This is a genomic window from Variovorax sp. OV700, from assembly GCF_900099805.1.
In the GTDB taxonomy this organism is placed as follows: Bacteria; Pseudomonadota; Gammaproteobacteria; order Burkholderiales; family Burkholderiaceae_C; genus Variovorax.
In genome coordinates, this window is sequence record NZ_FNDR01000013.1 from 44,276 (window position 1) to 67,515 (window position 23,240).

Below are 23,240 nucleotides of genomic sequence, written 5' to 3' on the forward strand. Positions count from 1 at the left end.
TCCTATGGCCAAGATTTTCTGTATTGCCAACCAAAAGGGCGGCGTCGGCAAGACCACCACCACCGTCAACCTTGCCGCCGGCCTGGCCAAGGTTGGCCAGCGGGTGCTGATGATCGACCTCGATCCCCAGGGCAATGCCACCATGGGTTCGGGCATCGACAAGCGCCAGCTGGAACTCACGGTGTACGACGTGCTGCTCGAGTCGGCTTCTGTGGCCGAGGCGCGCGTGAAGGCCGACAAGCTCGTGGAGGGCGGCTGCGGCTATGACGTGCTCGGCGCAAACCGGGAGCTGGCGGGTGCCGAGGTCGAAATGGTGGCACTAGACCGCCGCGAAAAGCGCCTGCGCACCGCGCTGGCTGCGGTGGGCGCCGAGTACGACTTCGTGCTGATCGACTGCCCGCCGAGCCTGAGCCTGCTCACGCTCAATGGCCTGTGCGCCGCGCACGGCGTGATCGTGCCCATGCAATGCGAATACTTCGCGCTCGAGGGGCTGACGGATCTGGTCAACACCATCAAGCAAGTGCACGCCAACCTCAACAAGAACCTGCAGATCATCGGATTGCTGCGCGTGATGTTCGATCCGCGCATCACGCTGCAGCAGCAGGTGAGCGAGCAGCTCAAGGCCCACTTCGGCGACAAAGTGTTCGACACGGTCATTCCGCGCAATGTGCGGCTCGCCGAGGCGCCAAGCTATGGTCTGCCGGGCGTGGTGTTCGACCCGAACGCCCGCGGAAGCCAGGCTTTCGTCGCCTTTGCCAAGGAGCTGGTCGAGAAGCTGCCGCCCGCCAGCGCCTTTGCATCGAATGCGGTCGCGCCGCCGATTGCGCCAGTCGCACCCGGCGCGCCCAACCTGGCCATTCCCGAAGACGTGCTGGCCCCGGCGGCCGCACCCGATTCCACCAGCGAAAAAAGTCTCTGACGCGGTCCGCCATGGACCTGCGCCAACAAGTTTCCAGCAGATGACGACGACGACTCCCCGCATCCTCTTGCTGCCGGGCTGGCAGAACAGCGGCCCCGGCCATTGGCAGACGCGTTGGGAATCCGCGTACGGCGACCGCCGCGTCGAGCAGCACGAGTGGATGCGTCCGCTGCGTGGCGACTGGTCCGCACGGCTCGAGGAAGAAGTGCTCGCCGCACCCGGCCCGCTCGTGTTTGCCGCGCACAGCCTGGGCTGCATCCTCGTTGCGGCCTGGGCCGCGCATTCGCGCAACACGCACAAGGTGCGCGGCGCACTGCTGGTCGCGCCCGGTGACCTGGAGCGCGATGATCTGCGCCAGCTCATTCCAGGCTGGGCTCCCGTCGTGCGGCAGCCCTTGCCATTTCCGGCGGTGCTGGTCGCCGCCAACGACGATCCCTATTGCGACGCGGCACGCTCGCGCCAGTTGGCAGCCGACTGGCGCGCGCGCTTCGTCGACGCCGGCCCGGGCGGTCACCTGAATGCCGAATCCGGTCTGGGCGACTGGCCCGAGGGCCGGAAACTATTGAACGAAATCTCGAAAGACAAGCACTGATGGCGACCAAGAAACCCAAGGGCCTCGGGCGCGGCCTTGAAGCACTGCTCGGCCCGACGGCCGGGCATTCCGCGGACAACGCAGGAACGGAAGAGGGCGCCGCCGCGCAGAACCCGACCACGCTGATGCTCGATCAGATGGTGGCGGGCGTTTACCAGCCGCGCACCCGCATGGACGAAGGCGCGCTGTACGAACTCGCCGAGAGCATCAAGGCGCAGGGCATCATGCAGCCGATCCTCGTTCGCCGCCTCGATGGAGAATCGGCCGAGGCCAAGAACGCCGAGTTCGAAATCATCGCCGGCGAGCGCCGCTTCCGTGCCGCCCGACTCGCAGGCCTTGACCGCGTGCCGGTGCTGGTGCGCGACGTGCCCAACGAAGCCGCGGCGGCCATGTCGCTGATCGAGAACATCCAGCGCGAAGACCTGAATCCGCTCGAAGAAGCCCAGGGTTTGCAACGCCTGGTGTCGGAGTTTGGGCTCACTCACGAGGCGGCTGCACAGGCCGTGGGCCGCTCACGCAGCGCTGCCAGCAACCTGCTGCGGCTGCTGAACCTTGCCGAGCCAGCGCAGCAGATGCTGATGGCCGGCGACATCGACATGGGCCACGCCCGCGCGCTGCTGTCGCTGGACCGCGGCACGCAGATCACCGCCGCCAACCAGATTGCCGCCAAAAAGATGTCGGTGCGCGAAGCCGAGGCGCTGGTGAAGCGGCTCGCGGCCGAGTTCACGCTCACGCCTTCACGCCGCAGCAACGACGGTGAGAAGTCGCGCGACCTTCAGCGGGTGGAAGAAGAGTTGGCCGACCTGCTCACCGCAGAGGTCGAGGTGCGCATCAAGAAGCGCAGCAAGCGCGGCGGCAAAGTCGAGGAAAGTGGGGAGCTCGCCATCCACTTCGGCTCTATCGAGGCGCTCAACGGTCTGATAGAACGCATCCGCCGAACGGCATAGGCAGCAGGCTGTGGCTCGAACCTTTGCGTGATTGTTTCTTGCAATCTTTTACGCGTATCCTCTCCGCTGATTTTCAAATCGCAAATCTCGAGGAGAGGGAGTCCTTCATGAAATTCAACAAGTTTCCAGTCGCGGCCGTGGCCGTGGCCGTGGCCGTGGGCGCGCTGCTGCTGACCGGCTGTGCCACCACCGACATGCAAATGGGCAGCCAGTCGGCCAAGACCATGGCCACGGGCAGCGCGGCAGGCTCGGCCACCGCCGGCGAAAGCGGCCAGCTGGAGCGTTGCGAATCGCCGCTCGGCACCGTTTCGCTGATCGAAAACGTGAACTCCGGCTGGTACACCATCCTCACCGGCGAATACCGCCTGCCGCCCACGGCCAACCTGCTGCGCCTCCTGGTCCAGCAGTCGAACTGTTTCGTGGTGGTCGAGCGCGGCGCGGCCGGCATGAACGCCATGACTCGCGAGCGCGCACTGCAGCAGTCGGGCGAAATGCGCGGCGGCAGCAATTTCGGCCGCGGCCAGATGGTGGCGTCCGACTACGGCCTGTCGCCTGAGATCGTGTTCAGCAACAGCGATGCCGGCGGCATCGGCGGTGCGCTGGGCGGCCTGGTGGGCGGCGGCCGTGGTCGCGCCCTGGCAGCTGTCGGCGGAAGCATGCAGACCAAGGAAGCCAGCGCGCTGCTCACGCTCATCGACAACCGTTCGGGTGTGCAGGTCGCAGCCTCGGAAGGCAGCGCCTCCAAGACCGACTTCGGCGCCTTCGGCTCGGTGTTCGGCGCCCGCGCCGGCGGCAATCTCGGCGGCTATACCAATACGGCGCAAGGCAAGGTGATCGCCGCGGCGTTCATGGACGCCTTCAACCAGATGGTTCGCTCGCTGCGCAACTACAAGGCGCAGACCGTGCGCGGCCAGGGCCTCGGCGGCGGAGGCCGGCTGGGTGTAGACGGTGGCGCGGCCCCGTCGCAAACCTACGTGCCGCCGGAACCGGCACCCACCCGCCGCCGCAAGTAAGCAAGACGCGCGACCAGCCGCAAAAAAGCCCGGGGCTCTCGCGAGCCGCCGGGCTTTTTCATGGGCGCCTGGAACGTGTCAGAGCGCGAAGATCTTGCCGGGGTTCATGATGTTCTTCGGATCGAGCGCACGCTTGATCGTGCGCATCATGTCGATCGCGCCCACGCCCGCTTCCGTCACCAGGAAGTCCATCTTGTGCAGCCCCACGCCGTGCTCGCCAGTGCAGGTGCCCTCCAGCGCCAGCGCGCGGCTCACGAGCGCATGGTTCAGCTCCTCGGCCTTCACGCGCTCTTCGGGGATGTTCGGGTCCAGCAGGTAGCCGAAGTGGAAATTGCCGTCGCCCACGTGGCCCACCAGGAAGTAGGGGATGCCGCTCGCATCGGCCTCGGCCACGGAGTCGAGCAGGCAGTCGGCCAGGCGTGAAATGGGCACGCAGGTGTCGGTCGAGATCACCCGGCAGCCGGGGCGCGACTGCACGGCCGCGAAGTAGCTGTTGTGCCGGGCTGTCCACAGCCGGGTGCGTTCTTCCGGCGTGCTGGCCCATTCGAAGGCATTGCCGCCGTGGCCGCTTGCGAGTTCCTGCACCGTCTCGGCCTGTTCCTTCACGCCGGCCGGCGAGCCGTGGAACTCCATCAGCAGCATCGGCTCTTCCCGCAGGCCCAGCTTGGCATAGGCGTTCACCATGCGCACCGTGTTCACGTCGATCAGTTCGACCCGGGCGATCGGTACGCCGAGCTGGATGGTCTCGATGGTGGTGCGCACCGCGGCCTCGATGCTCGGGAACGAGCAGATCGCAGCCGACACCGCCTCGGGCAGCGGATAGATGCGCAGCGTGACCTCGGTGACCACGCCCAGCGTGCCTTCGCTGCCCACCATGAGGCGCGTGAGGTCGTAGCCTGCGGACGATTTTTTCGCGCGCGTGCCGGTGCGGATGACATCGCCAGAAGCCGTCACCACTTCGAGCGCCAGCACGTTCTCGCGCATGGTGCCGTAGCGCACCGCGTTCGTGCCGCTCGCTCGCGTGGCCGTCATGCCGCCGATGGAGGCGTCCGCGCCCGGGTCGATGGGGAAGAACAGGCCCGTGCTCTTGATCTCGTCGTTGAGCTGCTTGCGCGTGACGCCGGGCTGCACCGTGACCGTGAGGTCGTCGGCATTGACCGAGAGCACCTTGTTCATGCGCGACACGTCGATGCTGATTCCGCCCTGTACGGCGAGCAGATGGCCTTCGAGCGACGAGCCCACGCCGAAGGGGATAACCGGCACGCTGTGCTCGCTCGCGAGCTTCACGGCGTCAGCCACGTCCTGAGTGCTCTCGGCAAAGATCACGGCCGAAGGAGGCGGGGCGTCGAACGAGGACTCGTCGCGGCCATGCTGCGTGCGCACCGCCATGGCCGTGGAGCAGTTGGCGCCGAAGCGTGCTTTCAGCCCTTCGATCAGGCTGTCGGGCACGTCGCGCAGATGAAGCTCCGGCATCAGGTGCGAGGTTTGGGTCGGGGCATTCATCGGGCGTCTCCTGGAGAGGGGTGAGGTGCGGCTCTGTCCGGCCATTTTACGGAGCGAGCACCATAATGCGCTTCGGCAGAACCATGAACCCTACGACCCTCAGTACACTCGCGGCCTTTCCGTCGCAACTCGCCGCCCACTACGCGGCCATTCCCGATGCGTTCCGGCATTGGGCGCCGACCTCGTGGGAGGGCGTTCCGAGCGAAGCCTTCACCGCCATCGAACAACTCTGCCATGTGCGCGACATCGAGATCGAGGGCTACCACGTCCGCTTTCGCCGCACGTTGGAAGAGCACAAACCGACGCTGGCTTCGATCGACAGCGAGCCGCTCGCCATTGCACGCGCGTACGGCATGGCCGACGCAGCCAAGGTGCTGGCCGAGTTCAGGATCGCGCGTGCGCAAACCATGGAAATCATCTCGAGCCTGAACGATGCGCAACTGGCGCGCACCGCCGTGTTCGAGGGCTACGGACCGCTCACGATGCGCAGCCTCATTCACTACCTCTGCAGCCACGACCAGCAGCATCTGGCGGGCCTGCAATGGCTGGCCGGCAAGATCGACGCGGCGACCATCCTGCGATAAAACAGGCACAACAGGAGCGCCCATGGGCAACCGACTTTCTCAGATCGCCACCCGCACCGGCGACGACGGCACCACCGGCCTCGGCGACAACACGCGCGTGCCCAAGGACCACCTGCGCGTGCACGCCATGGGCGACGTGGACGAGCTCAACTCGCAGATCGGCGTGCTGCTCTGCGAGCCCATGCCGGAGCCCGTGCGCGAGCTGCTCGTCGACGTGCAGCACCAGCTCTTCAATCTGGGCGGCGAGCTCTCGATGCCCGGCTACACGCTGTTGAAGGCCGACGCGCTGCTGCAGCTGGACAACGCGCTCGCCGAGCACAACGCCGCCTTGCCGCGCCTGGCCGAATTCATCCTGCCCGCGGGCACGCGCGCAGCCTCGCTCGCGCACGTGTGCCGCACGGTCGCGCGCCGGGCCGAGCGCGCCGTGGTGGCGCTGGGCGCGACGGCTGAACTCAACGATGCGCTGCGCCAATATCTCAACCGGCTCAGCGATCTGCTCTTCGTGCTTGCGCGCGTGCTCAATCGGATGAACGGCGGCGACGATGTGTACTGGAAGAGCGAGCGCATGGCGCGCGCCGCCGCCGCGGACGCCGCCGAACCCAACGACGACCAAGGAAGCTCATCATGACCAAGAAGATGCCTGCTCATTCATTCGCACTGGCCGCCGCGAGCGCGGCGATCCTTCTGCTGTCCGCCGCCGGCGTTCACGCCCAGAGCGCCGACAACCCGCCCCAGGCGCAGCCCGCGCACACGCTTCCGCCGCCGCCACGCGATAGCAAGGTCGTGAACAGCGTGCAGCGCGGCACCAACGCCGCTGGCCGGGGCATCGACCGTGCCGAAGACGCGACGCGGCGCGGTGTGAACAACGTGTCGGAAAAAGCCAGCCGGCCGGTGCGCAGAGTGGGTGAGTCCTTCGGTCGCAAGCTAGCGCCGGGCTCCAGCGGGCGTACCGCGCCACCGCCGGTCGGGCCGCAAGGCAACGCGCCCTGATCGAACTTCGTCAGGGTCAGACCAGGGGGCGATCCCGCCGACGGGGTACCTTTCTCCGCGAATGTCCCCCGCCCTTCGGGCTCCTCCTTTATTTCGCTGCGCAAGGCACCCCGCCAGCGGGAGCGTTGCAAAGAGCGGTGGTTGATCAGCGGTACACCAACAGCGTGCCCCAGTGCACAGGGCGCCGGGTGCTCCGCGCAGCGAAATAAAGGAGGAGCCGAAGGCGGGGGACATTCGCGGAGGGGAGTACCCGGTGGCCTGTGCACGTACCCCGAACACAAAGCAAGCCACAACTCAAAGCACGACCGAGATGGCAAGAAACATAGAGATCAAGGCCCGCATCGACAGCGTGGAACGCGTGGCGCTCATCGCCGCGAAGCTGGCCGAATCGGGCCCGATCGAAATCGCGCAGGACGACACGTTCTTTCGCTGCGAGAACAGCGCCGATCGACTCAAGCTGCGCACCTTCGCGCCCGACCATGCGGAGCTGATCTTCTACCGCCGCGCGAACAGCAGCGGCCCGAAAGAGTCGTTCTATCTGATCTCGCCCACCACCACGCCCGACACCTTGCGCGAGTCGCTCACGCTGGCCTGGGGCCAGGCCGGCCGTGTGCGCAAGCAGCGCCGGCTCTTCATCGTGGGCCGCACGCGCGTGCATCTCGACCGCGTGGAGGGCCTGGGCGAATTCCTCGAACTCGAGGTGGTGCTGAAAGAGGGCGAGCCCGCTGAAGACGGCGTGGCCGAAGCGAATGCGCTCATGGCGCAACTCGGTATTGCACCCCGCCAGCTGGTGCAGGGCGCCTACGTCGACCTGCTGCGCGCTGCTGCTGCTGCTGCTGCTGCTGCTTGAGTCCCGTCAGCGCCAGCCCGCGGCCTTGAGCTGGTCCGCGAGCTCCTGCGCAACCTTGGCATAGCCCTTGGCATTGGCATGGATGCGATCGGAGCGCAGCGAGGCGTCCGACAGCACGCTCGAATACACATTGGCGACAAGCAGCGCCTGCCCTGACTTCGCGACCTCGTCGTAGAACGACGCATCGCTGAGCGAGCCGACTGCCGCGCGCATTGCATCGGGCGAGGGCGTGGCCAGCAGTGCGACATGGGGCGTGTGCGCACGCGCCTGGCTCACGAGGGCCGCAAGGTTGTCGCGCGTGGCAGAGGGCGACACGCCGCGCAGCATGTCGTTGCCGCCGATGCCGATCAGGATGGCGTCGTAGCTGCCCGCCGCCAGCAGCGACGGCAGGCGCTCCAGCGCCCCGGCCGAGGTGTCGCCATTGACGCCCGCGTTGTCGATCTGCCAGCCGGTGAGCTCGCCCAGTTTCACGGGCCAGGCCGCCTCGGGCGGCGCGCCATAGCCGAAGGTGAGGCTGTCGCCCAGCGCGAGCACGCGGGCGTCGGATTTCAATGCGGCGGCGGAGGGCTTGCGCTTGCCGCACGCGGCCAGCGCGGCGGCTGCGGAAATGCCGGCCAGCAGGTGGAAAAGGTGTCGTCGCTTCATGCTGGTCGCGAGCTTAAACGCATTCAATGAAGCACCCGGGCTCAGCCCTTGCGGGCGGCGGCATGCGTCTTGCGCAGCTCCGCCTGCATCTGCTTCCAGAGCACCGGCCCACCTTTTTCCATGGCGGCCGCTGCCGCTGCGCTCTCGCGCGTGACCGGCTGGTGCTTGCGCCCCCAGATGCCGATCTGCGCCACCACCGGCAGCAGGTCGATGCCCATGGGTGTCAGGCTGTAGATGGCCTTCTGCTTGTGCGTGGGATCGTCCGCCTTGTGGAGCACGCCGTGCTCCACGAGCTTGCCCAGGCGCTCGGTGAGGATGTTGGACGAGATGCCTTCGTCGGATTGCAGGAATTCCCTGAAGTGCCGCTTGCCCGCAAACATCATGTCGCGAACGATGAGCAGACTCCAGCGGTCGCCGAAGACCTCGAGCGACAGGTTGATGGGGCACTGGGATCTCTGCTGGTTCGCCATCGCAATATCGATCTCGTTTTGAAACTGCTTGCATTTTCGTAGCAGTTCTCCAATACTTCAACCGATTGCAAATCAAGAGCAGTTGCTGAGCAAGCGTCCCCGAAGGAGAAGCCTCATGAGAAAGCTCGTCCTGCAAATGCAAATGTCGGTCGATGGCAGCGTCGCAGCTGCCAATCCCGGCCTCGACTGGCAGCTTTGGGGGTGGGGTGAGCGCTGGAATTGGGACGATGCGCTCAAGCAGTACTTCAACGAAGTCTTCGAGTCGGTCGACACCATTCTGCTGAGCCGCAAGATCATCGAGGAAGGCTATCTCGACCACTGGGGCCGCGCGGCACGCAACCATCCGGCCGATCCGTACTACGCCTTCGCGCGGAAGGTGGTCGATGCGCGGAAGGTCGTGCTCACCGGCAAGCTGAAGACATCGCGATGGCCGCGTACCGACATCGCGAGCCGAAGCATGGTGGACGAGGTGAATGCGCTGAAGCAGCAGCCGGGCGCCAACATTCTCTGCATCGGCGGCGCCGGCTTTGCATCGTCGCTCGTCGCCGAAGGGCTCGTCGACGAGTTTCAGTTCTTCGTGAATCCGATGGCCGTCGGCGGTGGTCGCTCGGTGTTTCACGACCAGCGCAACGGCCACAAGTTGCGCTTGCTCGGCTCCAGGGCCTACGAATGCGGTGTCGTGGTCAACCGCTACGCCCCTTGTTGAAGGACAACGCGCCGCCCCGATACCAGCGCTTACCTGATTTCACCTGACGGCGACCTGATGTGCTCCGGGCAGACACAAGCGCCACTGACAATGGACTCGTCATCAACACGAAGGAGTTCCAGATGATCATCAATTCAAAGAGCATGGCCGTCGCTGCTGCGGCACTCGCGATGTGCATGGCGGCGGGAAGTGCCTTCGCGCAGGACCGTGGCCACAACTTCGGCCATGACCGCGGCAACGATCAAAGCAACGGACGCTACGAACCAGGGAATGGCCGCTCCGACCAGGGCAACGGCCGCTATGAACAACAGGAGCGCCGATTCGACCGGCACGACAACCGCGGCGGCAACCACTACGGCCGCGAGGACTACCGTCCGGGCCGTCAGTTCGATCGCGGCGGCTACCCGCAGCCGCACGCAGAGTGGCGCCGTGGGGGCCGTGTACCGCACGAATACCGCGGTCGCAACTACGTGGTGAACGACTATCGGGCCTATCGCCTGCAGGCGCCGCCCCGCGGCTACCAGTGGGTGGGCGTCGGCGGCGACTACGTGCTCGCGGCCATTGCGACGGGTGTGATCGCGCAGATCATCGTCGGCAGCCAGTAAAGACTAAAGGCAGGCGCGTCATGCGCCAAGCTTGGAGAACGCCGCAGCAATCCTGCGGCGTTTTTTTTGCTTTAGCGCGCGAAGCGCTCAGGCCGCTACGGTAGGCAGCGACTGGGCGCACACATTGCGCCCCGTGATCGTGAGCCGCAAGCCGCCGCCATGCCATTCGAGCCAGTTAAGGCTCACATACGCATCGATGTCGGCGTCGTCGATGCGGTCGGCCTGGCGGCTCTGCAGCAGTTCGACGGTGGCGGGCAGTGCCCGTCTGAGCCGCTCGCGCCGTTCGGCGGCGTCGGCGGCCTTCTGGGCTGCCTTGGTTTGCTGCTGTTGCTGCTGCGGGGTCGATGCCATTGCTGATCCGTTCCGGGAAGCCAAGGAATTAACCCGAATGTACGCCGCCTGTGTGAAGCAGCCAGCTTCTTTTTTTAAACCTGTGTCGGCAAGCGTTGAATACGTCGCGCCGGCGCTAGATTTCGTAGTGCGAGCCCTTCGCTTCATCGCCCAGGGCCTTTTCGACCACGCTGCGCGTCAAGGTCGGTGCAAACGACTCGATGAACGAATAGACGTACTTGCGCAGGTAGTTGCCGCGCCGCACCGCCAGCTTGGTGAGGTTGATTCCGAACAGCCGGCCCGCATCGAGCGCGCGCAACTGCGTGTCGCGCTCGGCCTCGTAGGCCACGCCGGCGACGATGCCCACGCCCATGCCCAGCTGCACGTAGGTCTTGATCACGTCGGCGTCCATGGCCGCCAGCACGATGTGCGGTGTGAGCCCACGCTGCGCAAAGGCCTCGTCGATGCGCGAGCGGCCGGTAAAGCCGGTGTCGTAGGTGATGAGCGGATAGCGCGTGAGCGCCTCAAGCGTCAGTGGCGCATCAAGCAGCGCATGGCCCGGCGGCACCACCACCGAGTGCGTCCAGCGGTAGCAGGGCAGGGCCACCAGCTGGGGATAGTCGCCCAGCGCCTCGGTTGCAATGCCCACGTCGGCTTCACCGTCGATCAGCATCTGCGCGATTTGCTTGGGCGAACCCTGGTGCAGGTGCAGCTTCACGTTGGGAAACTGCGCGCGAAATTCCTGAACCGCCACCGGCATGGCGTAGCGCGCCTGCGAATGCGTGGCCGCCACCGAGAGCAGCCCGCTCTGCTGCGCCACAAACTCCTGCCCTGCCTGCCGCAGGTTGCTGCTTTCCATCAGCATGCGTTCGATGATCGGCAGCACGTGGCCGCCTGGCTCGGTGAGCCCGGTGAGCCGCTTGCCGGCGCGCACAAAAAGCTCGATGCCGAGTTCCTCCTCCAGCTCGCGGATCTGCCGGCTCACGCCCGGTTGGGAGGTGTGCAGGGTGTGGGCGACCTCGGTCAGATTGAAGCCGCAACGAACGGCCTCGCGTACCGAGCGCAGTTGTTGGAAGTTCATCTGGCGCGAAGGATCGAAGGGGAGAAGGCCCGGACTGGCCGAGCGGCGATTCTCGGCACAAGTGCTTATGCGGGGAACGATGCGTTTGTTGGTTTCACATGAGCAAATCATCTGTGCCGCATTGCAGACAGGGCTTCTTCGAGTGCATTTGCAATTTCGCACGAGTGTGCTAAAGTTGCTTTCATGGATGCCAAGACCCAGAAAAGCGAACTCACCCGCACCGCCATCGTCGGCGCGGCGATGGACCTCGCGCTGACCGAAGGCCTGGAAGCCATCACGCTCCAGGCCGTGGCCAGCAGGCTGGCGCTCTCCAAGAGCGGCGTGTTCTCGCGGGTGGGCTCGCGAGAGGCGTTGCAGAAGGCCGTGATCGAAGAGTACGGCCGCCGCTTCCTCGCCGACGTTTTCGTGCCGGCCATGCAAAAGCCCAAGGGCCTGGCCCGGCTCAACGACATCGTCGACCGATGGATCGCGCGCACCCGTGACATCGAGGCCGAAACCGGCTGCATCTACATGGCCGGCGCCTTCGAATACGACGACCGCGAAGGCGAGCTGCGCGACCTGCTGCTCGCCGAGATCACGCGCTGGCGCGCCGCCCTGCGCCGCACGGTGCTGCAGGCGGTCGAGACGGGCGAACTGCGCGCCGACACCGACGCCGCGCAGGTCGTCAGCGAACTCAACGGCCTCATCATGGGCTTGCTGCATGACGCGCGCTTTTTGCGCGACCCTCAAGCCGCCGACCGCGCCAAGCAGACTTGGCAGCGGCTTCTTTCCAGCTACCGCGCCTGAACCACGGCGCCACGCAGTTTCATTCGTCTTTCTGTATTCTAATTTCGCACAGTCGTGCGATAAAAGGAGAAGCACCATGCTGATCATCGCCCTCTGCCTTGCCGTCTACCTGGCCGCCATTGGCGCCGAAACCGCCCGCGAGGCACTGCGCAGCCTGCCGCGCAGCAACGAAGACTGGGTCTGGTACTGAACCGAAGGAGCCCATTGCATGACGAGTAGCACCACCACCTCCGCGGCTACGCACGCAGCGCAGTCGAACTACTACCGCCCCAGCCGTGTAATGCGCACACTGCGCTTCGGCCTGACCACCGCGCAGCGCGTGTGGCCCGCGCTCGGCGTGCGCGCCGCCTACCGGCTCTTCGGCACGCCGCTGCCGCCCAAGTGGCTCTACCGCGGGCAGTCGCCCGGCACCGACTGGCGGCGTGAAGAATGGGCTTTCGAGAACGCGAGCATCGGCATCTATCACCTGGCCACACAGGATTCAGGTGCGGAATCGGCGCCCATCGTGCTGCTGGTGCACGGCTGGGGCGGGCATGCCGGTCAGATGCTGGCGTTGGCCAAAGTGTTGGCCGATGAAGGCCTTCGGCCCGTGCTGCTCGAGCTGCCGGCCCACGGCCGCAGCGCGGGCATCATGAGCAACTCGCCGCAGTTCGCCCGTGCCATCTCGTACGTGGTTGCAAGGCTCGTCGCAGACGGCCATGTGCTGCGCGCAGCGGTCGCGCATTCGATGGGCGCCAACGCGCTGGGGTTGGCCGCCGCACAGGGCTTGCGCGCCGAGCGGCTGGTGTTGCTCGCACCACCGGCTTCGGCGCGCGAATTCACGCGCTACTTCGCGCACACGTTCGGGCTGAGCGAGGCGACGCGGCTGGCAATGCAACGGCTGTTCGAAGCGCGGGAAGGCCTCTTGATGGCGCAGCTGGAGCCGCCGGCTGTCGGCCCGCGCATCGTGCAGCCGACGCTGATCGTGCATGACCGCGATGATCGCGTGAACCGCTTTGCTGACGCGGAGGCCTACCGCGATGCCATCAAGGGGGCGCGGCTCGTGGCCACGGAGGGGCTGGGACACCGCCGCATCCTCAAGGAAGAGGACGTGCTGCGGCAGGTGGCGCGCTTCGTGGCGCAGCCTTGAGCTGAGCCCTGAACTGAAACGGGAGGGCTGCGCCGCCCCCCGCGTGTTCGATCAGCGCGCCGGCGAGGGCGTCGCGTCGGGCAGTTCGATCTTGATGTCGAGCACTTCGAGGTCGTCCTGCTTTTCCAGGTGGACCTTGATGTCCTCGGCATTGATCTTCACGTACTTCGAGATCACCGCCATCAGCTCGCGCTGGAGGTCGGGCAGGTAGTCGGGGCGCTTCTTGCCGCTGAGGCTGGACCGCTCGTGCGCGAGGATGATCTGCAGCCGCTCTTTGGCGACGCTGGCCGTCTTCTTCTTTTCGCCGAGCAGGAACGAGAAAAAGGACATGGCCTATTTGCCTCCGAAAATTCGCTTGAAGAAGCCCGGCTTTTCCGCATCGACGAAGCGCATCGGCTTGTCTTCGCCCAGAAAGCGCGCCACCACGTCGCTGTAGGCCTTGGCCACGTCGGTTTCCTTGTCGTGGATGGCGGGCACGCCCTGGTTCGACGCCTGCAGCACGCTTTCCGATTCCGGGATGACGCCGATCAGCTTGATGCGCAGGATGTCCTGGATGTCTTCCAGCGAGAGCATCTGGCCGCCGGCCACGCGGTTGGGGTTGTAGCGGGTGATCAGCAGGTGCTCCTTGATGGGGTCGCCGCCTTCCTTCGCCCGCTTGGTCTTGCTGCTCAGCATGCCCAGGATGCGGTCGGAGTCGCGCACCGAGGATACCTCGGGGTTGGTCACCACGAGTGCCTCATCGGCAAAGTGCATGGCCATCATCGCGCCGGTCTCGATGCCCGCGGGCGAATCGCAGACGATGTAGTCGAAGTCCATCGCCGCCAGGTCGGTCAGCACCTTTTCCACGCCTTCTTGCGTGAGCGCTTCCTTGTCGCGCGTCTGCGAGGCCGCCAGCACGAACAGGTTGTCGCACTGCTTGTCCTTGATGAGCGCCTGGCTCAGGTTGGCTTCGCCCTGGATCACGTTGATCAGGTCGTACACCACGCGGCGTTCGCAGCCCATGATGAGGTCGAGGTTGCGCAGGCCCACGTCGAAGTCGATCACCGCCGTCTTCTTGCCGGCGAGCGCGAGGCCCGACGCGAAGCTGGCGCTCGTCGTGGTCTTTCCGACGCCGCCCTTGCCTGAGGTCACCACCACAATTTTGGCCATTGCCATTCCTTCTTGTTTCGATTCGGTTGTTGGTTTTTCGGATGCGCCGCAGCGCATCAGATCGGATCGATCACTAATTTCTTGCCGTCCAGGCGTATCTGCGCCGGCTTGCCGAGCACCGGATCGGGCAGCGGCACTTCGTTGGTGCGATAGATGCCCGCAATGGCCACCAGCTGCGCTTCCATGCAGGTCGAGAAGATGCGCGCCTCGGTATTGCCGCGCGCGCCGGCAATCGCCTTGCCCCGCAGCGGTGCATACACATGCACGTTGCCGTCGGCGATCACTTCGGCGCCAAAGCTCACCACCGCCGTCACCACCACGTCGCCGCCGCGGGCGTAAACCTGCTGGCCCGAACGCAGGGGCTTGTCGATCAAGAGCGTGCCGTTGGCCGGCACCGGCACTTCGCGCACGATCTGCGGCGCTTCGCTGGCGGGTGCGGGCGATGCGGCGGGCGGCGCGGGGGAACGCGGCGCCGGCGCCACCGGCATGGCCGTGAGCGAGAGGCCGGCCGCGCGGGCCGCCGCATTCTGGGCGTCGTTACCCCCGCGCACCGCAATGGGCTGCGTCTGGTGGCGCGCCAGCAAGCCGCGCAGCGCCGCGAAGTCGAGCGCTGCGGGCTCCTCGCCGCCTTCTTCTTCCGGCTGCAGCTGCGAGAGGTCGATGACCACCGGCTCCTGCTCGAAGAAATCGGGCGAATCGGCCAACTGGGCGTCGAGCGCCTCGGCCAGCACGGCCAGGTCGGCCGTCTTGAGGATCACTGCGATCAGCGGCAGCGTGGCGCTCTTGAATTCGAAAACCGCCTTGGTGCGCGCGGCGGAGACATCGGCCATTGGAAAACGTCGGTGCGAAAAGCGTTGAAGTCTAACGGGCGCGGGCTTCCGGGCAGTGACCGGGCCCTGCTTCAACCACTTGGCAGAACATTTATTGCAAGGCGTTTCACTTTGAAAGGGCGGAAGCGTTGCGCGTTCTGCCCAGAAGTGCGTAAAGAATGATCGCACCGAAAGTCGCGGTTCCAATGCCGCCCAGCGCGAATTGGCCGAACTTCAAGGTGAAGTCGCCGGTGCCGATGATCAGCGTGATCGCGGCCACGATGAGGTTCTTGTTCTGCGAGAAATCGACCTTGTTGTCGACCCAGATCTTGGCGCCTGCGATGGCGATGAGGCCGAACACCACGATGCTCACGCCGCCCATCACCGGCAGCGGAATCGCCTGGATCAGCGCGCCGAACTTGGGGCTGAAGCCCAGCACCAGCGCAATGAGCGCCGCCACCACGAACACTGCGGTCGAATAGATGCGCGTGGCCGCCATCACGCCGATGTTTTCGGCATACGTGGTCACGCCCGTGCCGCCGGCGGCGCCGCTCACCACGGTGGCAATGCCGTCGCCGATGAAGGCGCGGCCGATGTACGGGTCGAGGTTGCGGCCCGTCATGGCCGTGACCGCCTTCAGGTGACCGAGGTTTTCCGCCACCAGGATGATGGCCACGGGTGCGATCAGCAGCATGGCGTTGGTGGTGAACACGGGCGCGGTGAAGGTCGGCATGCCGAACCAGGCCGCATTGGCAATGCCGGACAGGTCCACCGGTTTGCCCATGCCCATGAGGTTGGTCAGCAGCGCATAGACCACCGTGGCCAGGATGAGCCCGATCAGGATCAACAGGCGCTGCAGCATGCCGCGCGTGAACACCGCCACCAGCCCCACGCAGAGGAAGGTCACGGCCTGCATCCACGAATCGAAATTGCTGGCCGCCATGTTCTTGATCGGCACGCTCGCCAGGTTGAGCCCGATCACCGCCACCACCGCGCCCGTGACCACCGGCGGCATGAAACGTTCGATCCAGCCGGTGCCAATGGCCTGCACCAGCGCACCGATGAGGATGTAGATCGCCCCGCAAGCCACGATGCCCCCCAGTGCCACCGCGATGTTGGCATTGGGCCCCTTGCCCGCATAGCCGCTGGCCGCGATCACCACGCCGATGAACGCGAAGCTCGACCCCAGATAGCTGGGCACCTTGCCGCCCGTCACCAGAAAGAAGATCAGCGTGCCGATGCCGCTCATCAGTATGGCGATGTTGGGGTTGAAGCCCATCAGGATGGGCGCCAGCACCGTGGCGCCGAACATCGCGATCACGTGCTGCACGCCCATGGCGCCGGTCTGCAGCCAGGGCAGGCGTTCGTCGGGCGCGACCACGCGGCCCTCGGTGGCGGCGACTTCGCGCCAGCTGAATAGATTGCTCATGGGTTTGCTATCTCCTCGTTTTGTGTTTTTGAGGGGCTTCTTCCGGCCCGCTGCCACCCGTCTGTTGGACGGGATTCTTGCTTGCCTAGCGCGGCGGCAGCACCGCCATTGTGATGCGCGAGACGCAGGTCAATTCGCCGGCGTCGTTGGTCAGGTCGATCTGCCATACCTGCGTGGTGCGTCCGCGGTGCACCGGCCGCGCGATGCCCGTGACCCAGCCGCTGGTGGCCGAGCGGATGTGGTTGGCATTGATGTCCAGGCCCACGGCCCGGTCTCCCTCGGGGGCGGAGTAGTGCGCGCCGCAGGAGCCCAGCGTTTCGGCCAGCACCACCGACACCCCACCGTGCAGGATGCCGTAGGGCTGCCGGGTGCGCTCGTCCACCGGCACGCGGGCGCGGATGAAGTCGTCTCCCACCTCCAAAAACTCCATGCCCAGCGTCGAGACGGCGGTGCCGATGTGGTTGCGGGTCAGTTCTTCGACCGAGATGTCTTTCTTCCAGATGCGCATGAGGTTGTCTCCATTACAGGTTCCGGAAACTATAGCGATGGCGGCTGACAACCGCAGTCGCCTTCGCGTGCTAAGTTGGTCCGATGGAGCACCCCGTCCGACGCTGGCTCATCGGCATTGCCGCTGTGTTGCTGCTTGGCACCGGCGCGCTGGTGTGGTTGGCGAGCACCCGCCTCCCCAGCGACGAGGAGGTGGCCGCGCGGATTTCCGAAGCGTTCGAAAAGCGCTTCGGCGTCGGCCTGAAGATTGGCGGCGCGCATTGGGCGCTGTGGCCCAGCCCGGTGCTGGTGCTGTCCCAGGTGGCCACCGATCAGGCGCGTCCCATCACCCTGCGTCGGATCACGCTCCAACTCAAGCTCCGGAAGCTGCTGCAACGCATCGTGGCCGTCGACGAGGCCGAGATCGAAAGCCTGGTGCTGCCGCGCGAATCGCTGCGTGCCTTCCGCGGCAAGGGGCCGAAGCCGAAGGAGGGCGGGCCAATGTTCGCGCTGCCGGCGCCGTGGGCGCTGGCGCCCATCCCGCTGGAAAATGTGCGCTGGCGCGACGTGGTCTGGATCGACCGGCGCGGCATCGAACTCGCCTATGACGGCGACATTGTTTTCGACACCCACTGGCGCCCGCGGCAGGCGCGCGTCGAACGCGCAGGCGCCTCGCCTCCCGCCCGGCTGCGCCTGGACCGCGAAGCCGGCCGGGACCGGTGGCGCACCCGCATCGACGTTGGCGGAGGCACGTGGAACGGCGTCTCCCTCTTCGAGCTGCTCCCGAACGACACGATGCGCGTATCGGCCGAACTCGAGCCTCGGCAGATCGACATCGAAGGGCTGGTGCAGGCCTTTGGCCGGCGCACCGCCGTGGCGGGAAAGTTTTCGGGCCAGACCACGCTGGTGGCCCAAGCCGGCGAGCTCGGCGCGCTGATCCGCAGCCTGCACACGCGCACCACGTTCTCGGTGAAGCCCGCCACGCTCACGCGGCTCGACCTGGCCAAGGCCGTGACCACTGCGGGCATCAGCCGCGGCGGCACCACGCCGCTCGACGAACTGACGGGCACCCTCGACACGCAAGGCGGCGAAGATGGCATCGTGATGCGCTACACGGGGCTCAAGGCGCGCTCGGGCCTGCTCACCGCCAGCGGTAACCTCAAGCTCTTCAACCGCAAGCTGGACGGCGAGGTGGCGGTCGATCTTGTCGACGGCGTGGTCGGCGTGCCGCTCAAGGTGGGCGGGAGCATGAGCGACCCCGAGGTGTCGCTGACGGGCGGCGCGCTGGCCGGTGCGGCGGTCGGCACCGCGGTGCTGCCAGGCGTGGGCACGGCCATCGGGGCGCGCATCGGGCAGCAGGTGGAAAAGCTGTTCGGCGAGGAGGAGCCCGCGAAAAAGAAGACGGTGCCGCCTCAGCCGCAACGATCGCCGGGCGTTTCCCGCTGACCGCCTTCTCCTTGCAGCGGTTCAACTGCGCAGCTGGATCACCTGCAGATCGTGGTGCGCGCCGGCATGCAGCCGCGCGACTTCGGCCGCGCGCCGCGTGAGCACCGCGCGCTGGTTGATGTAGCCCTTGTCGGTGATCTCGCCCGCGTCCAGGCTCGGCGGTTCGGTGAGCACCAGCGCGCGCGTCGGGCATTGCGAAGAACCCGCGCCTTCCTCGCGCAGCGTGCGCAACACGTCGGCGATTCGCTCGGCCAAGGCTTGCGGCACGGCCTGTGGGCTGGGAAACACCAGCAGGCCGATCTCGTCGCGGTCGTGGCCCGTGAGCACCACATCTTGTGCGTGCGGCGCCAGCATCGACACCAGCTTGACGCGCAAGGTGCCCACCGACACCCAGGTACCACTGGAAAGCTTGAAGTCTTCGGCCACGCGGCCGTTGAAGATCACGCCGCGCTCGGCATGCTCGGGATCGGCGAGGTAGCCCGCATCGCCGATGCGGTAGTAGCCCTCTTCGTCGAAAGCCTCTGCCGTTTCGCGTGGCGCATGGCGGTAGCCGGGGAATACAGAGACGCCCTTGACGCGCATCTCGAGCTTCTGGCCGTTGGACACAAACTTGAGTTCGAGCCCCGGCAGCGGTGCGCCGATGCAGCCCGCGCCGTCGAGCTTCCAGTGCGCCGAGGTGATGGCCGGCGAGGTCTCCGTCGCGCCCCACGAGGTGGTGAGCCACAGCGGCCGCTCGGGCCGCACGCGTTCGGCCACCGCTTCGAGGCGCTGCCAGGTCGAGGGCGCGAGCGCAGCGGCCGCGTAAAAGGCGAGCCGCAGGCGCGAGAACACTTCGGCTGCCAGCGCATCGTCGGCTTCGAGAAACGGCAGCAACATGTCGAAGCCGCGCGGCACGTTGAACAGCAGCGTGGGCTTCACCTCGCGCAGGTTGCGCACGGTCTTCTCGATCAGGCCCGGAGCGGGCCGGCCCTCGTCGATGTAGAGCGCACCGCCGTGGCACAGCACCATGTTCAGGTTGTGGTTGGCGCCGAATGTATGGCTCCAGGGCAGCCAGTCGACCAGCACGGGCTTTTCGTGCTCGAGGAAGCGCCAGGTCTGCGCCATCATCTGCTGGTTGGCGCACAGCATGCGGTGCGTGTTGATCACCACCTTGGGCTTGCCCGTGGATCCCGAGGTCAGCAGGTATTTGGCGTGGGTGTCGGGCAGCACGGCTTCGTACGCTTGCATCACGGCCGGCGTCTCGCTGGCCTGCAGCAGCTGCGCGAAGGGCAGGGCTCCGCCGTGCGCATCGGCATTGCGGCTGAACACCGCTGCCGCCTCCACGCCGGAGCCCGCGAGCGCACCGCCATACACCTTGGCGTCCGATGCGTAGATCAACGCCGGCTGCAGTGCCTGCAGCATGCCGTGCAGCCGCGACGGATCTTTTGCCATGCGCGAATACGCGCTCGAGAGCGAGCAGGCCGTGCGGCCGATGTGCATTGCCGCGAGCATCAGCACGGCATGGTCGATGGCGTTGTCCGAGAGGATCGCGATGGGCTTGCCCTCAGGCAGCTTCATGTCGAGCAGCGCCTGCGCCACTGCGCCCACGGCCTGGCGCAGCGCGCGGTAGTCGAGCTTGCGCCAGCCTTCGCCGCTCTCGTCGCGCTCCGCGAAAGCCAGCGCATCGGGCGTCTCGCGCGCCCAGCGTTCGATCCATTCGCCGATGCATCGCGCATACGGCTTGAGCGCCACCGGTGAGCGCAGCGCAAAGGAGCCGTCGTCGAAGTCGATGCGCACCGTGCGCGGCGGGGCGATCTGGCTCTCGTCCAGGAGGAAGTCGTCTTCTGTCATTTCAATCGAGTCTGCCGGTGTCGGCTTTGGCGCGAATCAGGTTTAACAGCAGGACGTCGCGCGCGGCCTCGAGGTCGGCCACCCGCCGTGCGCCCAGTTCTTCGGCCACGCCCTCGGCCACCTTCTGTTTGAGTTCTTCTGTCATCGACGGCGCTCCGAGGTCCTTCCACCAGTCCTCGATCGGCCCGCCCAGGTGTGCGAGCACATGCGCGATGCCGCCTGCGCCGCCCGAAAGATGCAGGTTCATGAACGGCCCCATCACCGCCCAGCGCAAGCCGGGGCCGTGCGCAATGGCGGTGTCGATGTCGGCGACGCTGGCTACGCCTTCATCGACGAGGTGAAAAGCCTCGCGCCACAGGGCGGCCTGCAGCCGGTTTGCGATGTGTCCCTTGACCTCGCGCTTCACGTGGATCGGCCGCTTGCCGATGGCGGCGTAGAAGGCCATGGTGCGTTCGATGGTCTCGGCCGAAGTGCGCTCACCACCCACCACTTCCACCAGCGGAATCAGGTGCGGCGGGTTGAAAGGGTGGCCCAGCACCACGCGTTCCGGATGGCGGCATTCGGTCTGCACCGCGCTGATGGCCAGCCCCGAAGAGCTCGATGCCAGGATCGCGTGGGCGGGTGCCGCCTCGTCCATGCGGCGGAACAGGTCGATCTTGAAATCCAGCCGCTCCGGGCCGCTCTCCTGGACGAAGTCGGCCTCCGCCATCGCGTCTTCAAGCCGCACATGAAAGCGCAGCCGACCGGCCGAGGCACCCTCTGCCAAACCAAAGCGTTCGAGCGTCGGCCAGTGCGCGGCCACCGCCGCGCGCAGCCGCGCCTCGGCGTCGGGCGAGGGGTCGGTGGCGTCCACGTCGAGGCCGCGCGCCAGGAAGAAAGCGGCCCAGCTGGCGCCGATGACGCCGGTGGCGACCACCGCCACGCGTTTCGGGTTCGGTTCCATCCGCATCGCTTCAGGATTCCGCCGTGAAGCCGATCTTCTTTACCAGCGGCCCCCAGCGATCGGCCTCGGCCTTTTGCGAGCGCGCCATCTCCTCGGCCGTGGAGCCCTGGGCGATCAAGCCAACCACGGCCAGGCTGTCCGTCACCACCTTTTCCTTGATGGCCGCGTTGATCGCGGCATTGGCGGTGGCCACCACGCTGGCCGGCGTCCTGGCCGGCGCGTAGAAGCCGAACCACTCCTCGGTGGTCAGTTCCGCAAAGCCCTGTTCGGCAAAGGTCGGTACTTCCGGCGAGAAGGGCGAACGCGCCTTGCCCGAGGTGGCGAGCAGCCGCAGCTTGCCGGCCTTGTGGTTGGGGATGAAGTCGCCGCTGGGGGTGACCATGGCGGCGATCTGTCCGCCCACCACGTCGGTCACACCGGGAATCGAGCCGCGATAGGGCACGTGCTTCAGGTCGACCCCGTTGTTGAGGCCCAGCAGCGCGCCGATGAAGTGCGGCGTGGAGCCGGCCGCCGGCGAGCCGTAGCTGGCCTGGTTCGGGTTGGCCTTGGCCCAGGCGAGAAAGTCTTTCACCGTGCGCACCTCGGGCGGCACCAGCGGGCCGACCGCCAGGCCATGGTGCATGACCGCGGCAATCGACACCGGCACGAAATCCTTGCTCGGGTCGTAGCTCAGCTTGCTGTAGATGTGCGGGTAGATCGACGTGCACGAGAAAGGCGACAGCGCCAGCACGCTGCCGTCGGCCGGTGCGTTCTTGAGGCTTTCCAGCGCGATGCGGCCGCCCGCACCCGGCTTGTTTTCGACGACGGCCGCATTGCGGGTGTAGGCCGAGCCGGCGAGCTTTTCGCCCACGCGGCGCGCCACGCTGTCGCCGGCGCTGCCGGCCGGAAAGCCGTAGTAGATCTTGACCTGTTCGAGCGCCTGGGCGAACGCGGCCAGCGGCGAGAGGGTACCGAGCGCGGTGGCTGCGCCCAGGGTATGGAGGAAGTGGCGTCGGGTGTTCATGAAATGTCTCCTACTGATATCTTCAGGGCGGTTTCTGGCGGGATCAACGGCCGCTTCAATGCGGCGCGAATTCGGGGCGCGGCCCGCCTCTGCGCGGCAGTCCCATCATCTGCCTTGCTTCGGCCGGCGTGGCCACTTCCATGTCGAGCTCATGGATAACGCGCACGATGCGCTCGGTGAGCTGCACGTTGGTGGCGAGCTCGCCCTGGCGGAAATACAGGTTGTCTTCCAGCCCCACGCGGGCATGCCCGCCCAGCAGCAGCGCCGCTACGTTGGCCTCGAGCTGCGAAGGGCCGATGCCGCTCACGCAGAAGATGCTTCCCTTGGGCAGGGTGTCGACCATCATCTGCAGGAAGCGCGGCGAATACGGCATCGCGTTCTGGAAGTTGCGGTGCACGTTCATCACCAGGTTGACGAAGTAGGGCTCGTCGTCATGGCCTTCTTCGATCAACGTGGTCGTGTCCTGCAGGATGTGCGTGGGGCTGAACACCTCCCATTCGGGCTTGATGCCCCGCGCCTTCATGCCGGCGGCCAGCTCGCGGCCCTTGGTGATCGGTGTGTCCATCAGGATCTGCTTGCCCTCGAAGCTCAGGTTCAGCGTGGTCGCGTCCAGCGTGCACATCTCGGCGCCCGCGTCCATGCCCTTGATGCGCTCTTCCCACGCAATTTCCCAGCGATCGCCCGCCAGCGGCTTCACCATGTCGCCGTGCACACCGCCGCCGGTGGAGTTGTTGATGACGATGTCGCAACCTCCCGCGCGGATCCGGCTGTTGATGTCGCGGTACACGTCGGCGTTGCAGGTGGCACCGTCGTCCGGCCGGCGCGCGTGGATCGCCACCACGCTGGCGCCGGCGTTCCAGCAGCGCAGCACGTCGGCCGCAATTTCGGCCGGCTGGGTGGGAAGGTGGGGGTTCTGCGACTTGTGCGCCATGCCGCCCGTGGGGGCGATGGTCACGATCACTTTGCGCTTCGACGACATGCTCCGGAGTCTCCTG

At 66.4% G+C, this 23,240-nt stretch carries 27 protein-coding genes; 13 read left to right on the forward strand and 14 right to left on the reverse strand.

The features are described 5' to 3' along the window. Positions 1–4 precede the first annotated feature (4 nt). From BLR24_RS24685 to BLR24_RS24700, 4 genes are all read left to right on the forward strand, one after another. Positions 5–919, forward strand: coding sequence for a ParA family protein (locus tag BLR24_RS24685; protein WP_093022157.1), 915 nt, complete (start codon positions 5–7; stop codon positions 917–919). Positions 920–959: 40 nt separating this feature from the next. Continuing rightward, a complete protein-coding gene (locus BLR24_RS24690) occupies positions 960–1,511 on the forward strand; it encodes an RBBP9/YdeN family alpha/beta hydrolase (protein ID WP_093022160.1) in 552 nt (183 codons plus the stop codon). Beyond that, complete coding sequence (locus BLR24_RS24695) at positions 1,511–2,458, forward strand: ParB/RepB/Spo0J family partition protein (RefSeq protein ID WP_093022163.1); 948 nt, start codon at positions 1,511–1,513, stop codon at positions 2,456–2,458. Before BLR24_RS24690 ends, BLR24_RS24695 begins: the two co-directional genes overlap by 1 nt. A gap of 107 nt (positions 2,459–2,565) precedes the next feature. Then, positions 2,566–3,471 (forward strand): CsgG/HfaB family protein, encoded by a 906-nt coding sequence (locus BLR24_RS24700; RefSeq protein ID WP_093022166.1) that lies wholly within the window; start codon positions 2,566–2,568, stop codon positions 3,469–3,471. 78 nt (positions 3,472–3,549) lie between these two features. On the opposite strand, the gene BLR24_RS24705 is transcribed toward BLR24_RS24700, so the two are convergent. Further along, complete coding sequence (locus tag BLR24_RS24705) at positions 3,550–4,974, reverse strand: FAD-binding oxidoreductase (RefSeq protein WP_093022169.1); 1,425 nt, start codon at positions 4,972–4,974, stop codon at positions 3,550–3,552. Between the two features lie 83 nt (positions 4,975–5,057). On the opposite strand from BLR24_RS24705, the gene BLR24_RS24710 reads away from it, so the two are divergent. From BLR24_RS24710 to BLR24_RS24725, 4 genes are all read left to right on the forward strand, one after another. Further along, positions 5,058–5,558: a DinB family protein gene (locus BLR24_RS24710; RefSeq protein WP_093022471.1), complete on the forward strand. Its 501-nt coding sequence runs from the start codon at positions 5,058–5,060 to the stop codon at positions 5,556–5,558. Positions 5,559–5,580: 22 nt separating this feature from the next. Beyond that, positions 5,581–6,186 (forward strand): cob(I)yrinic acid a,c-diamide adenosyltransferase, encoded by a 606-nt coding sequence (locus BLR24_RS24715; RefSeq protein WP_093022172.1) that lies wholly within the window; start codon positions 5,581–5,583, stop codon positions 6,184–6,186. Beyond that, positions 6,183–6,548 (forward strand): hypothetical protein, encoded by a 366-nt coding sequence (locus BLR24_RS24720; RefSeq protein ID WP_254787557.1) that lies wholly within the window; start codon positions 6,183–6,185, stop codon positions 6,546–6,548. The genes BLR24_RS24715 and BLR24_RS24720 overlap by 4 nt, the downstream gene beginning before the upstream one ends. Positions 6,549–6,858: 310 nt before the next feature. Beyond that, positions 6,859–7,398 (forward strand): class IV adenylate cyclase, encoded by a 540-nt coding sequence (locus tag BLR24_RS24725; RefSeq protein WP_093022177.1) that lies wholly within the window; start codon positions 6,859–6,861, stop codon positions 7,396–7,398. 6 nt (positions 7,399–7,404) lie between these two features. On the opposite strand, the gene BLR24_RS24730 is transcribed toward BLR24_RS24725, so the two are convergent. Together BLR24_RS24730 and BLR24_RS24735 are read right to left on the reverse strand one after the other, a co-directional pair. Further along, a complete protein-coding gene (locus tag BLR24_RS24730) occupies positions 7,405–8,043 on the reverse strand; it encodes a GDSL-type esterase/lipase family protein (protein WP_093022180.1) in 639 nt (212 codons plus the stop codon). Positions 8,044–8,084: 41 nt separating this feature from the next. Continuing rightward, on the reverse strand, positions 8,085–8,513 hold the full coding sequence (locus BLR24_RS24735) for a winged helix-turn-helix transcriptional regulator (RefSeq protein WP_093022183.1): 429 nt from the start codon (positions 8,511–8,513) through the stop codon (positions 8,085–8,087). A 115-nt stretch (positions 8,514–8,628) separates the two neighbouring features. On the opposite strand from BLR24_RS24735, the gene BLR24_RS24740 reads away from it, so the two are divergent. Both BLR24_RS24740 and BLR24_RS24745 read left to right on the forward strand, forming a co-directional pair. After that, positions 8,629–9,219, forward strand: a complete 591-nt coding sequence (locus BLR24_RS24740) for a dihydrofolate reductase family protein (RefSeq protein WP_093022185.1) — start codon at positions 8,629–8,631, stop codon at positions 9,217–9,219. A gap of 122 nt (positions 9,220–9,341) precedes the next feature. After that, positions 9,342–9,824 (forward strand): RcnB family protein, encoded by a 483-nt coding sequence (locus BLR24_RS24745; protein WP_093022474.1) that lies wholly within the window; start codon positions 9,342–9,344, stop codon positions 9,822–9,824. Positions 9,825–9,911: 87 nt separating this feature from the next. On the opposite strand, the gene BLR24_RS24750 is transcribed toward BLR24_RS24745, so the two are convergent. Beyond that, a complete protein-coding gene (locus BLR24_RS24750) occupies positions 9,912–10,175 on the reverse strand; it encodes a hypothetical protein (RefSeq protein ID WP_055807132.1) in 264 nt (87 codons plus the stop codon). A 115-nt stretch (positions 10,176–10,290) separates the two neighbouring features. Continuing rightward, complete coding sequence (locus tag BLR24_RS24755) at positions 10,291–11,235, reverse strand: CysB family HTH-type transcriptional regulator (RefSeq protein WP_093022188.1); 945 nt, start codon at positions 11,233–11,235, stop codon at positions 10,291–10,293. Positions 11,236–11,418: 183 nt separating this feature from the next. Between BLR24_RS24755 and BLR24_RS24760 the strand changes: the two genes are divergently transcribed. Next, a complete protein-coding gene (locus BLR24_RS24760) occupies positions 11,419–12,021 on the forward strand; it encodes a TetR/AcrR family transcriptional regulator (protein WP_055807126.1) in 603 nt (200 codons plus the stop codon). Positions 12,022–12,229: 208 nt separating this feature from the next. Continuing rightward, the gene (locus tag BLR24_RS24765; protein ID WP_093022191.1) at positions 12,230–13,150 is read left to right on the forward strand and encodes an alpha/beta hydrolase; all 921 of its coding nucleotides are present in this window, start codon (positions 12,230–12,232) and stop codon (positions 13,148–13,150) included. A 51-nt stretch (positions 13,151–13,201) separates the two neighbouring features. Here the strand turns inward: BLR24_RS24765 and minE are convergent, their stop codons facing one another. From minE to BLR24_RS24790, 5 genes are all read right to left on the reverse strand, one after another. Next, entirely contained in the window at positions 13,202–13,480 is a 279-nt protein-coding gene (minE, locus tag BLR24_RS24770; RefSeq protein WP_055807120.1) for a cell division topological specificity factor MinE, read from the reverse strand. A gap of 3 nt (positions 13,481–13,483) precedes the next feature. Next, positions 13,484–14,299: a septum site-determining protein MinD gene (gene minD, locus BLR24_RS24775; RefSeq protein WP_055807861.1), complete on the reverse strand. Its 816-nt coding sequence runs from the start codon at positions 14,297–14,299 to the stop codon at positions 13,484–13,486. A 56-nt stretch (positions 14,300–14,355) separates the two neighbouring features. Continuing rightward, complete coding sequence (gene minC / locus BLR24_RS24780; protein WP_055807118.1) at positions 14,356–15,129, reverse strand: septum site-determining protein MinC; 774 nt, start codon at positions 15,127–15,129, stop codon at positions 14,356–14,358. A 106-nt stretch (positions 15,130–15,235) separates the two neighbouring features. Next, a complete protein-coding gene (locus BLR24_RS24785; RefSeq protein ID WP_093022194.1) occupies positions 15,236–16,537 on the reverse strand; it encodes a solute carrier family 23 protein in 1,302 nt (433 codons plus the stop codon). Positions 16,538–16,622: 85 nt separating this feature from the next. Then, a complete protein-coding gene (locus BLR24_RS24790; RefSeq protein ID WP_093022197.1) occupies positions 16,623–17,045 on the reverse strand; it encodes a hotdog fold thioesterase in 423 nt (140 codons plus the stop codon). 83 nt (positions 17,046–17,128) lie between these two features. Here BLR24_RS24790 and BLR24_RS24795 point away from each other — a divergent pair, with 83 nt between their 5' ends. Then, the gene (locus tag BLR24_RS24795) at positions 17,129–18,469 is read left to right on the forward strand and encodes an AsmA-like C-terminal region-containing protein (RefSeq protein ID WP_093022200.1); all 1,341 of its coding nucleotides are present in this window, start codon (positions 17,129–17,131) and stop codon (positions 18,467–18,469) included. A gap of 21 nt (positions 18,470–18,490) precedes the next feature. On the opposite strand, the gene BLR24_RS24800 is transcribed toward BLR24_RS24795, so the two are convergent. The 4 genes from BLR24_RS24800 to BLR24_RS24815 are packed head-to-tail and all read right to left on the reverse strand — an operon-like array spanning position 18,491 to position 23,224. Beyond that, positions 18,491–20,299: a feruloyl-CoA synthase gene (locus tag BLR24_RS24800; RefSeq protein ID WP_093022203.1), complete on the reverse strand. Its 1,809-nt coding sequence runs from the start codon at positions 20,297–20,299 to the stop codon at positions 18,491–18,493. Position 20,300: 1 nt separating this feature from the next. Beyond that, a complete protein-coding gene (locus tag BLR24_RS24805; protein WP_093022206.1) occupies positions 20,301–21,242 on the reverse strand; it encodes a 3-hydroxyacyl-CoA dehydrogenase NAD-binding domain-containing protein in 942 nt (313 codons plus the stop codon). A 10-nt stretch (positions 21,243–21,252) separates the two neighbouring features. Beyond that, positions 21,253–22,245, reverse strand: coding sequence for a Bug family tripartite tricarboxylate transporter substrate binding protein (locus tag BLR24_RS24810; RefSeq protein ID WP_093022209.1), 993 nt, complete (start codon positions 22,243–22,245; stop codon positions 21,253–21,255). A 55-nt stretch (positions 22,246–22,300) separates the two neighbouring features. Continuing rightward, positions 22,301–23,224, reverse strand: coding sequence for a beta-keto acid cleavage family enzyme (locus BLR24_RS24815; protein WP_093022212.1), 924 nt, complete (start codon positions 23,222–23,224; stop codon positions 22,301–22,303). Between the last annotated feature and the right edge of the window lie 16 nt (positions 23,225–23,240).

What these genes read in the sequence shown, in the direction of transcription:
- BLR24_RS24720 (WP_254787557.1), top strand. Translation starts at nt 6,183, where the DNA reads ATGACCAAGAAGATGCCTGCTCATTCATTCGCACTGGCCGCCGCGAGC.
- BLR24_RS24800 (WP_093022203.1), bottom strand. Translation starts at nt 20,299, where the DNA reads ATGACAGAAGACGACTTCCTCCTGGACGAGAGCCAGATCGCCCCGCCG.
- BLR24_RS24730 (WP_093022180.1), bottom strand. Translation starts at nt 8,043, where the DNA reads ATGAAGCGACGACACCTTTTCCACCTGCTGGCCGGCATTTCCGCAGCC.
- BLR24_RS24715 (WP_093022172.1), top strand. Translation starts at nt 5,581, where the DNA reads ATGGGCAACCGACTTTCTCAGATCGCCACCCGCACCGGCGACGACGGC.
- minE (WP_055807120.1), bottom strand. Translation starts at nt 13,480, where the DNA reads ATGTCCTTTTTCTCGTTCCTGCTCGGCGAAAAGAAGAAGACGGCCAGC.
- BLR24_RS24705 (WP_093022169.1), bottom strand. Translation starts at nt 4,974, where the DNA reads ATGAATGCCCCGACCCAAACCTCGCACCTGATGCCGGAGCTTCATCTG.
- BLR24_RS24725 (WP_093022177.1), top strand. Translation starts at nt 6,859, where the DNA reads ATGGCAAGAAACATAGAGATCAAGGCCCGCATCGACAGCGTGGAACGC.
- minD (WP_055807861.1), bottom strand. Translation starts at nt 14,299, where the DNA reads ATGGCCAAAATTGTGGTGGTGACCTCAGGCAAGGGCGGCGTCGGAAAG.
- BLR24_RS24690 (WP_093022160.1), top strand. Translation starts at nt 960, where the DNA reads ATGACGACGACGACTCCCCGCATCCTCTTGCTGCCGGGCTGGCAGAAC.
- minC (WP_055807118.1), bottom strand. Translation starts at nt 15,129, where the DNA reads ATGGCCGATGTCTCCGCCGCGCGCACCAAGGCGGTTTTCGAATTCAAG.
- BLR24_RS24815 (WP_093022212.1), bottom strand. Translation starts at nt 23,224, where the DNA reads ATGTCGTCGAAGCGCAAAGTGATCGTGACCATCGCCCCCACGGGCGGC.
- BLR24_RS24790 (WP_093022197.1), bottom strand. Translation starts at nt 17,045, where the DNA reads ATGCGCATCTGGAAGAAAGACATCTCGGTCGAAGAACTGACCCGCAAC.
- BLR24_RS24745 (WP_093022474.1), top strand. Translation starts at nt 9,342, where the DNA reads ATGATCATCAATTCAAAGAGCATGGCCGTCGCTGCTGCGGCACTCGCG.
- BLR24_RS24805 (WP_093022206.1), bottom strand. Translation starts at nt 21,242, where the DNA reads ATGGAACCGAACCCGAAACGCGTGGCGGTGGTCGCCACCGGCGTCATC.
- BLR24_RS24710 (WP_093022471.1), top strand. Translation starts at nt 5,058, where the DNA reads ATGAACCCTACGACCCTCAGTACACTCGCGGCCTTTCCGTCGCAACTC.
- BLR24_RS24695 (WP_093022163.1), top strand. Translation starts at nt 1,511, where the DNA reads ATGGCGACCAAGAAACCCAAGGGCCTCGGGCGCGGCCTTGAAGCACTG.
- BLR24_RS24765 (WP_093022191.1), top strand. Translation starts at nt 12,230, where the DNA reads ATGACGAGTAGCACCACCACCTCCGCGGCTACGCACGCAGCGCAGTCG.
- BLR24_RS24795 (WP_093022200.1), top strand. Translation starts at nt 17,129, where the DNA reads ATGGAGCACCCCGTCCGACGCTGGCTCATCGGCATTGCCGCTGTGTTG.
- BLR24_RS24760 (WP_055807126.1), top strand. Translation starts at nt 11,419, where the DNA reads ATGGATGCCAAGACCCAGAAAAGCGAACTCACCCGCACCGCCATCGTC.
- BLR24_RS24735 (WP_093022183.1), bottom strand. Translation starts at nt 8,513, where the DNA reads ATGGCGAACCAGCAGAGATCCCAGTGCCCCATCAACCTGTCGCTCGAG.
- BLR24_RS24755 (WP_093022188.1), bottom strand. Translation starts at nt 11,235, where the DNA reads ATGAACTTCCAACAACTGCGCTCGGTACGCGAGGCCGTTCGTTGCGGC.
- BLR24_RS24740 (WP_093022185.1), top strand. Translation starts at nt 8,629, where the DNA reads ATGAGAAAGCTCGTCCTGCAAATGCAAATGTCGGTCGATGGCAGCGTC.
- BLR24_RS24750 (WP_055807132.1), bottom strand. Translation starts at nt 10,175, where the DNA reads ATGGCATCGACCCCGCAGCAGCAACAGCAGCAAACCAAGGCAGCCCAG.
- BLR24_RS24685 (WP_093022157.1), top strand. Translation starts at nt 5, where the DNA reads ATGGCCAAGATTTTCTGTATTGCCAACCAAAAGGGCGGCGTCGGCAAG.
- BLR24_RS24785 (WP_093022194.1), bottom strand. Translation starts at nt 16,537, where the DNA reads ATGAGCAATCTATTCAGCTGGCGCGAAGTCGCCGCCACCGAGGGCCGC.
- BLR24_RS24810 (WP_093022209.1), bottom strand. Translation starts at nt 22,245, where the DNA reads ATGAACACCCGACGCCACTTCCTCCATACCCTGGGCGCAGCCACCGCG.
- BLR24_RS24700 (WP_093022166.1), top strand. Translation starts at nt 2,566, where the DNA reads ATGAAATTCAACAAGTTTCCAGTCGCGGCCGTGGCCGTGGCCGTGGCC.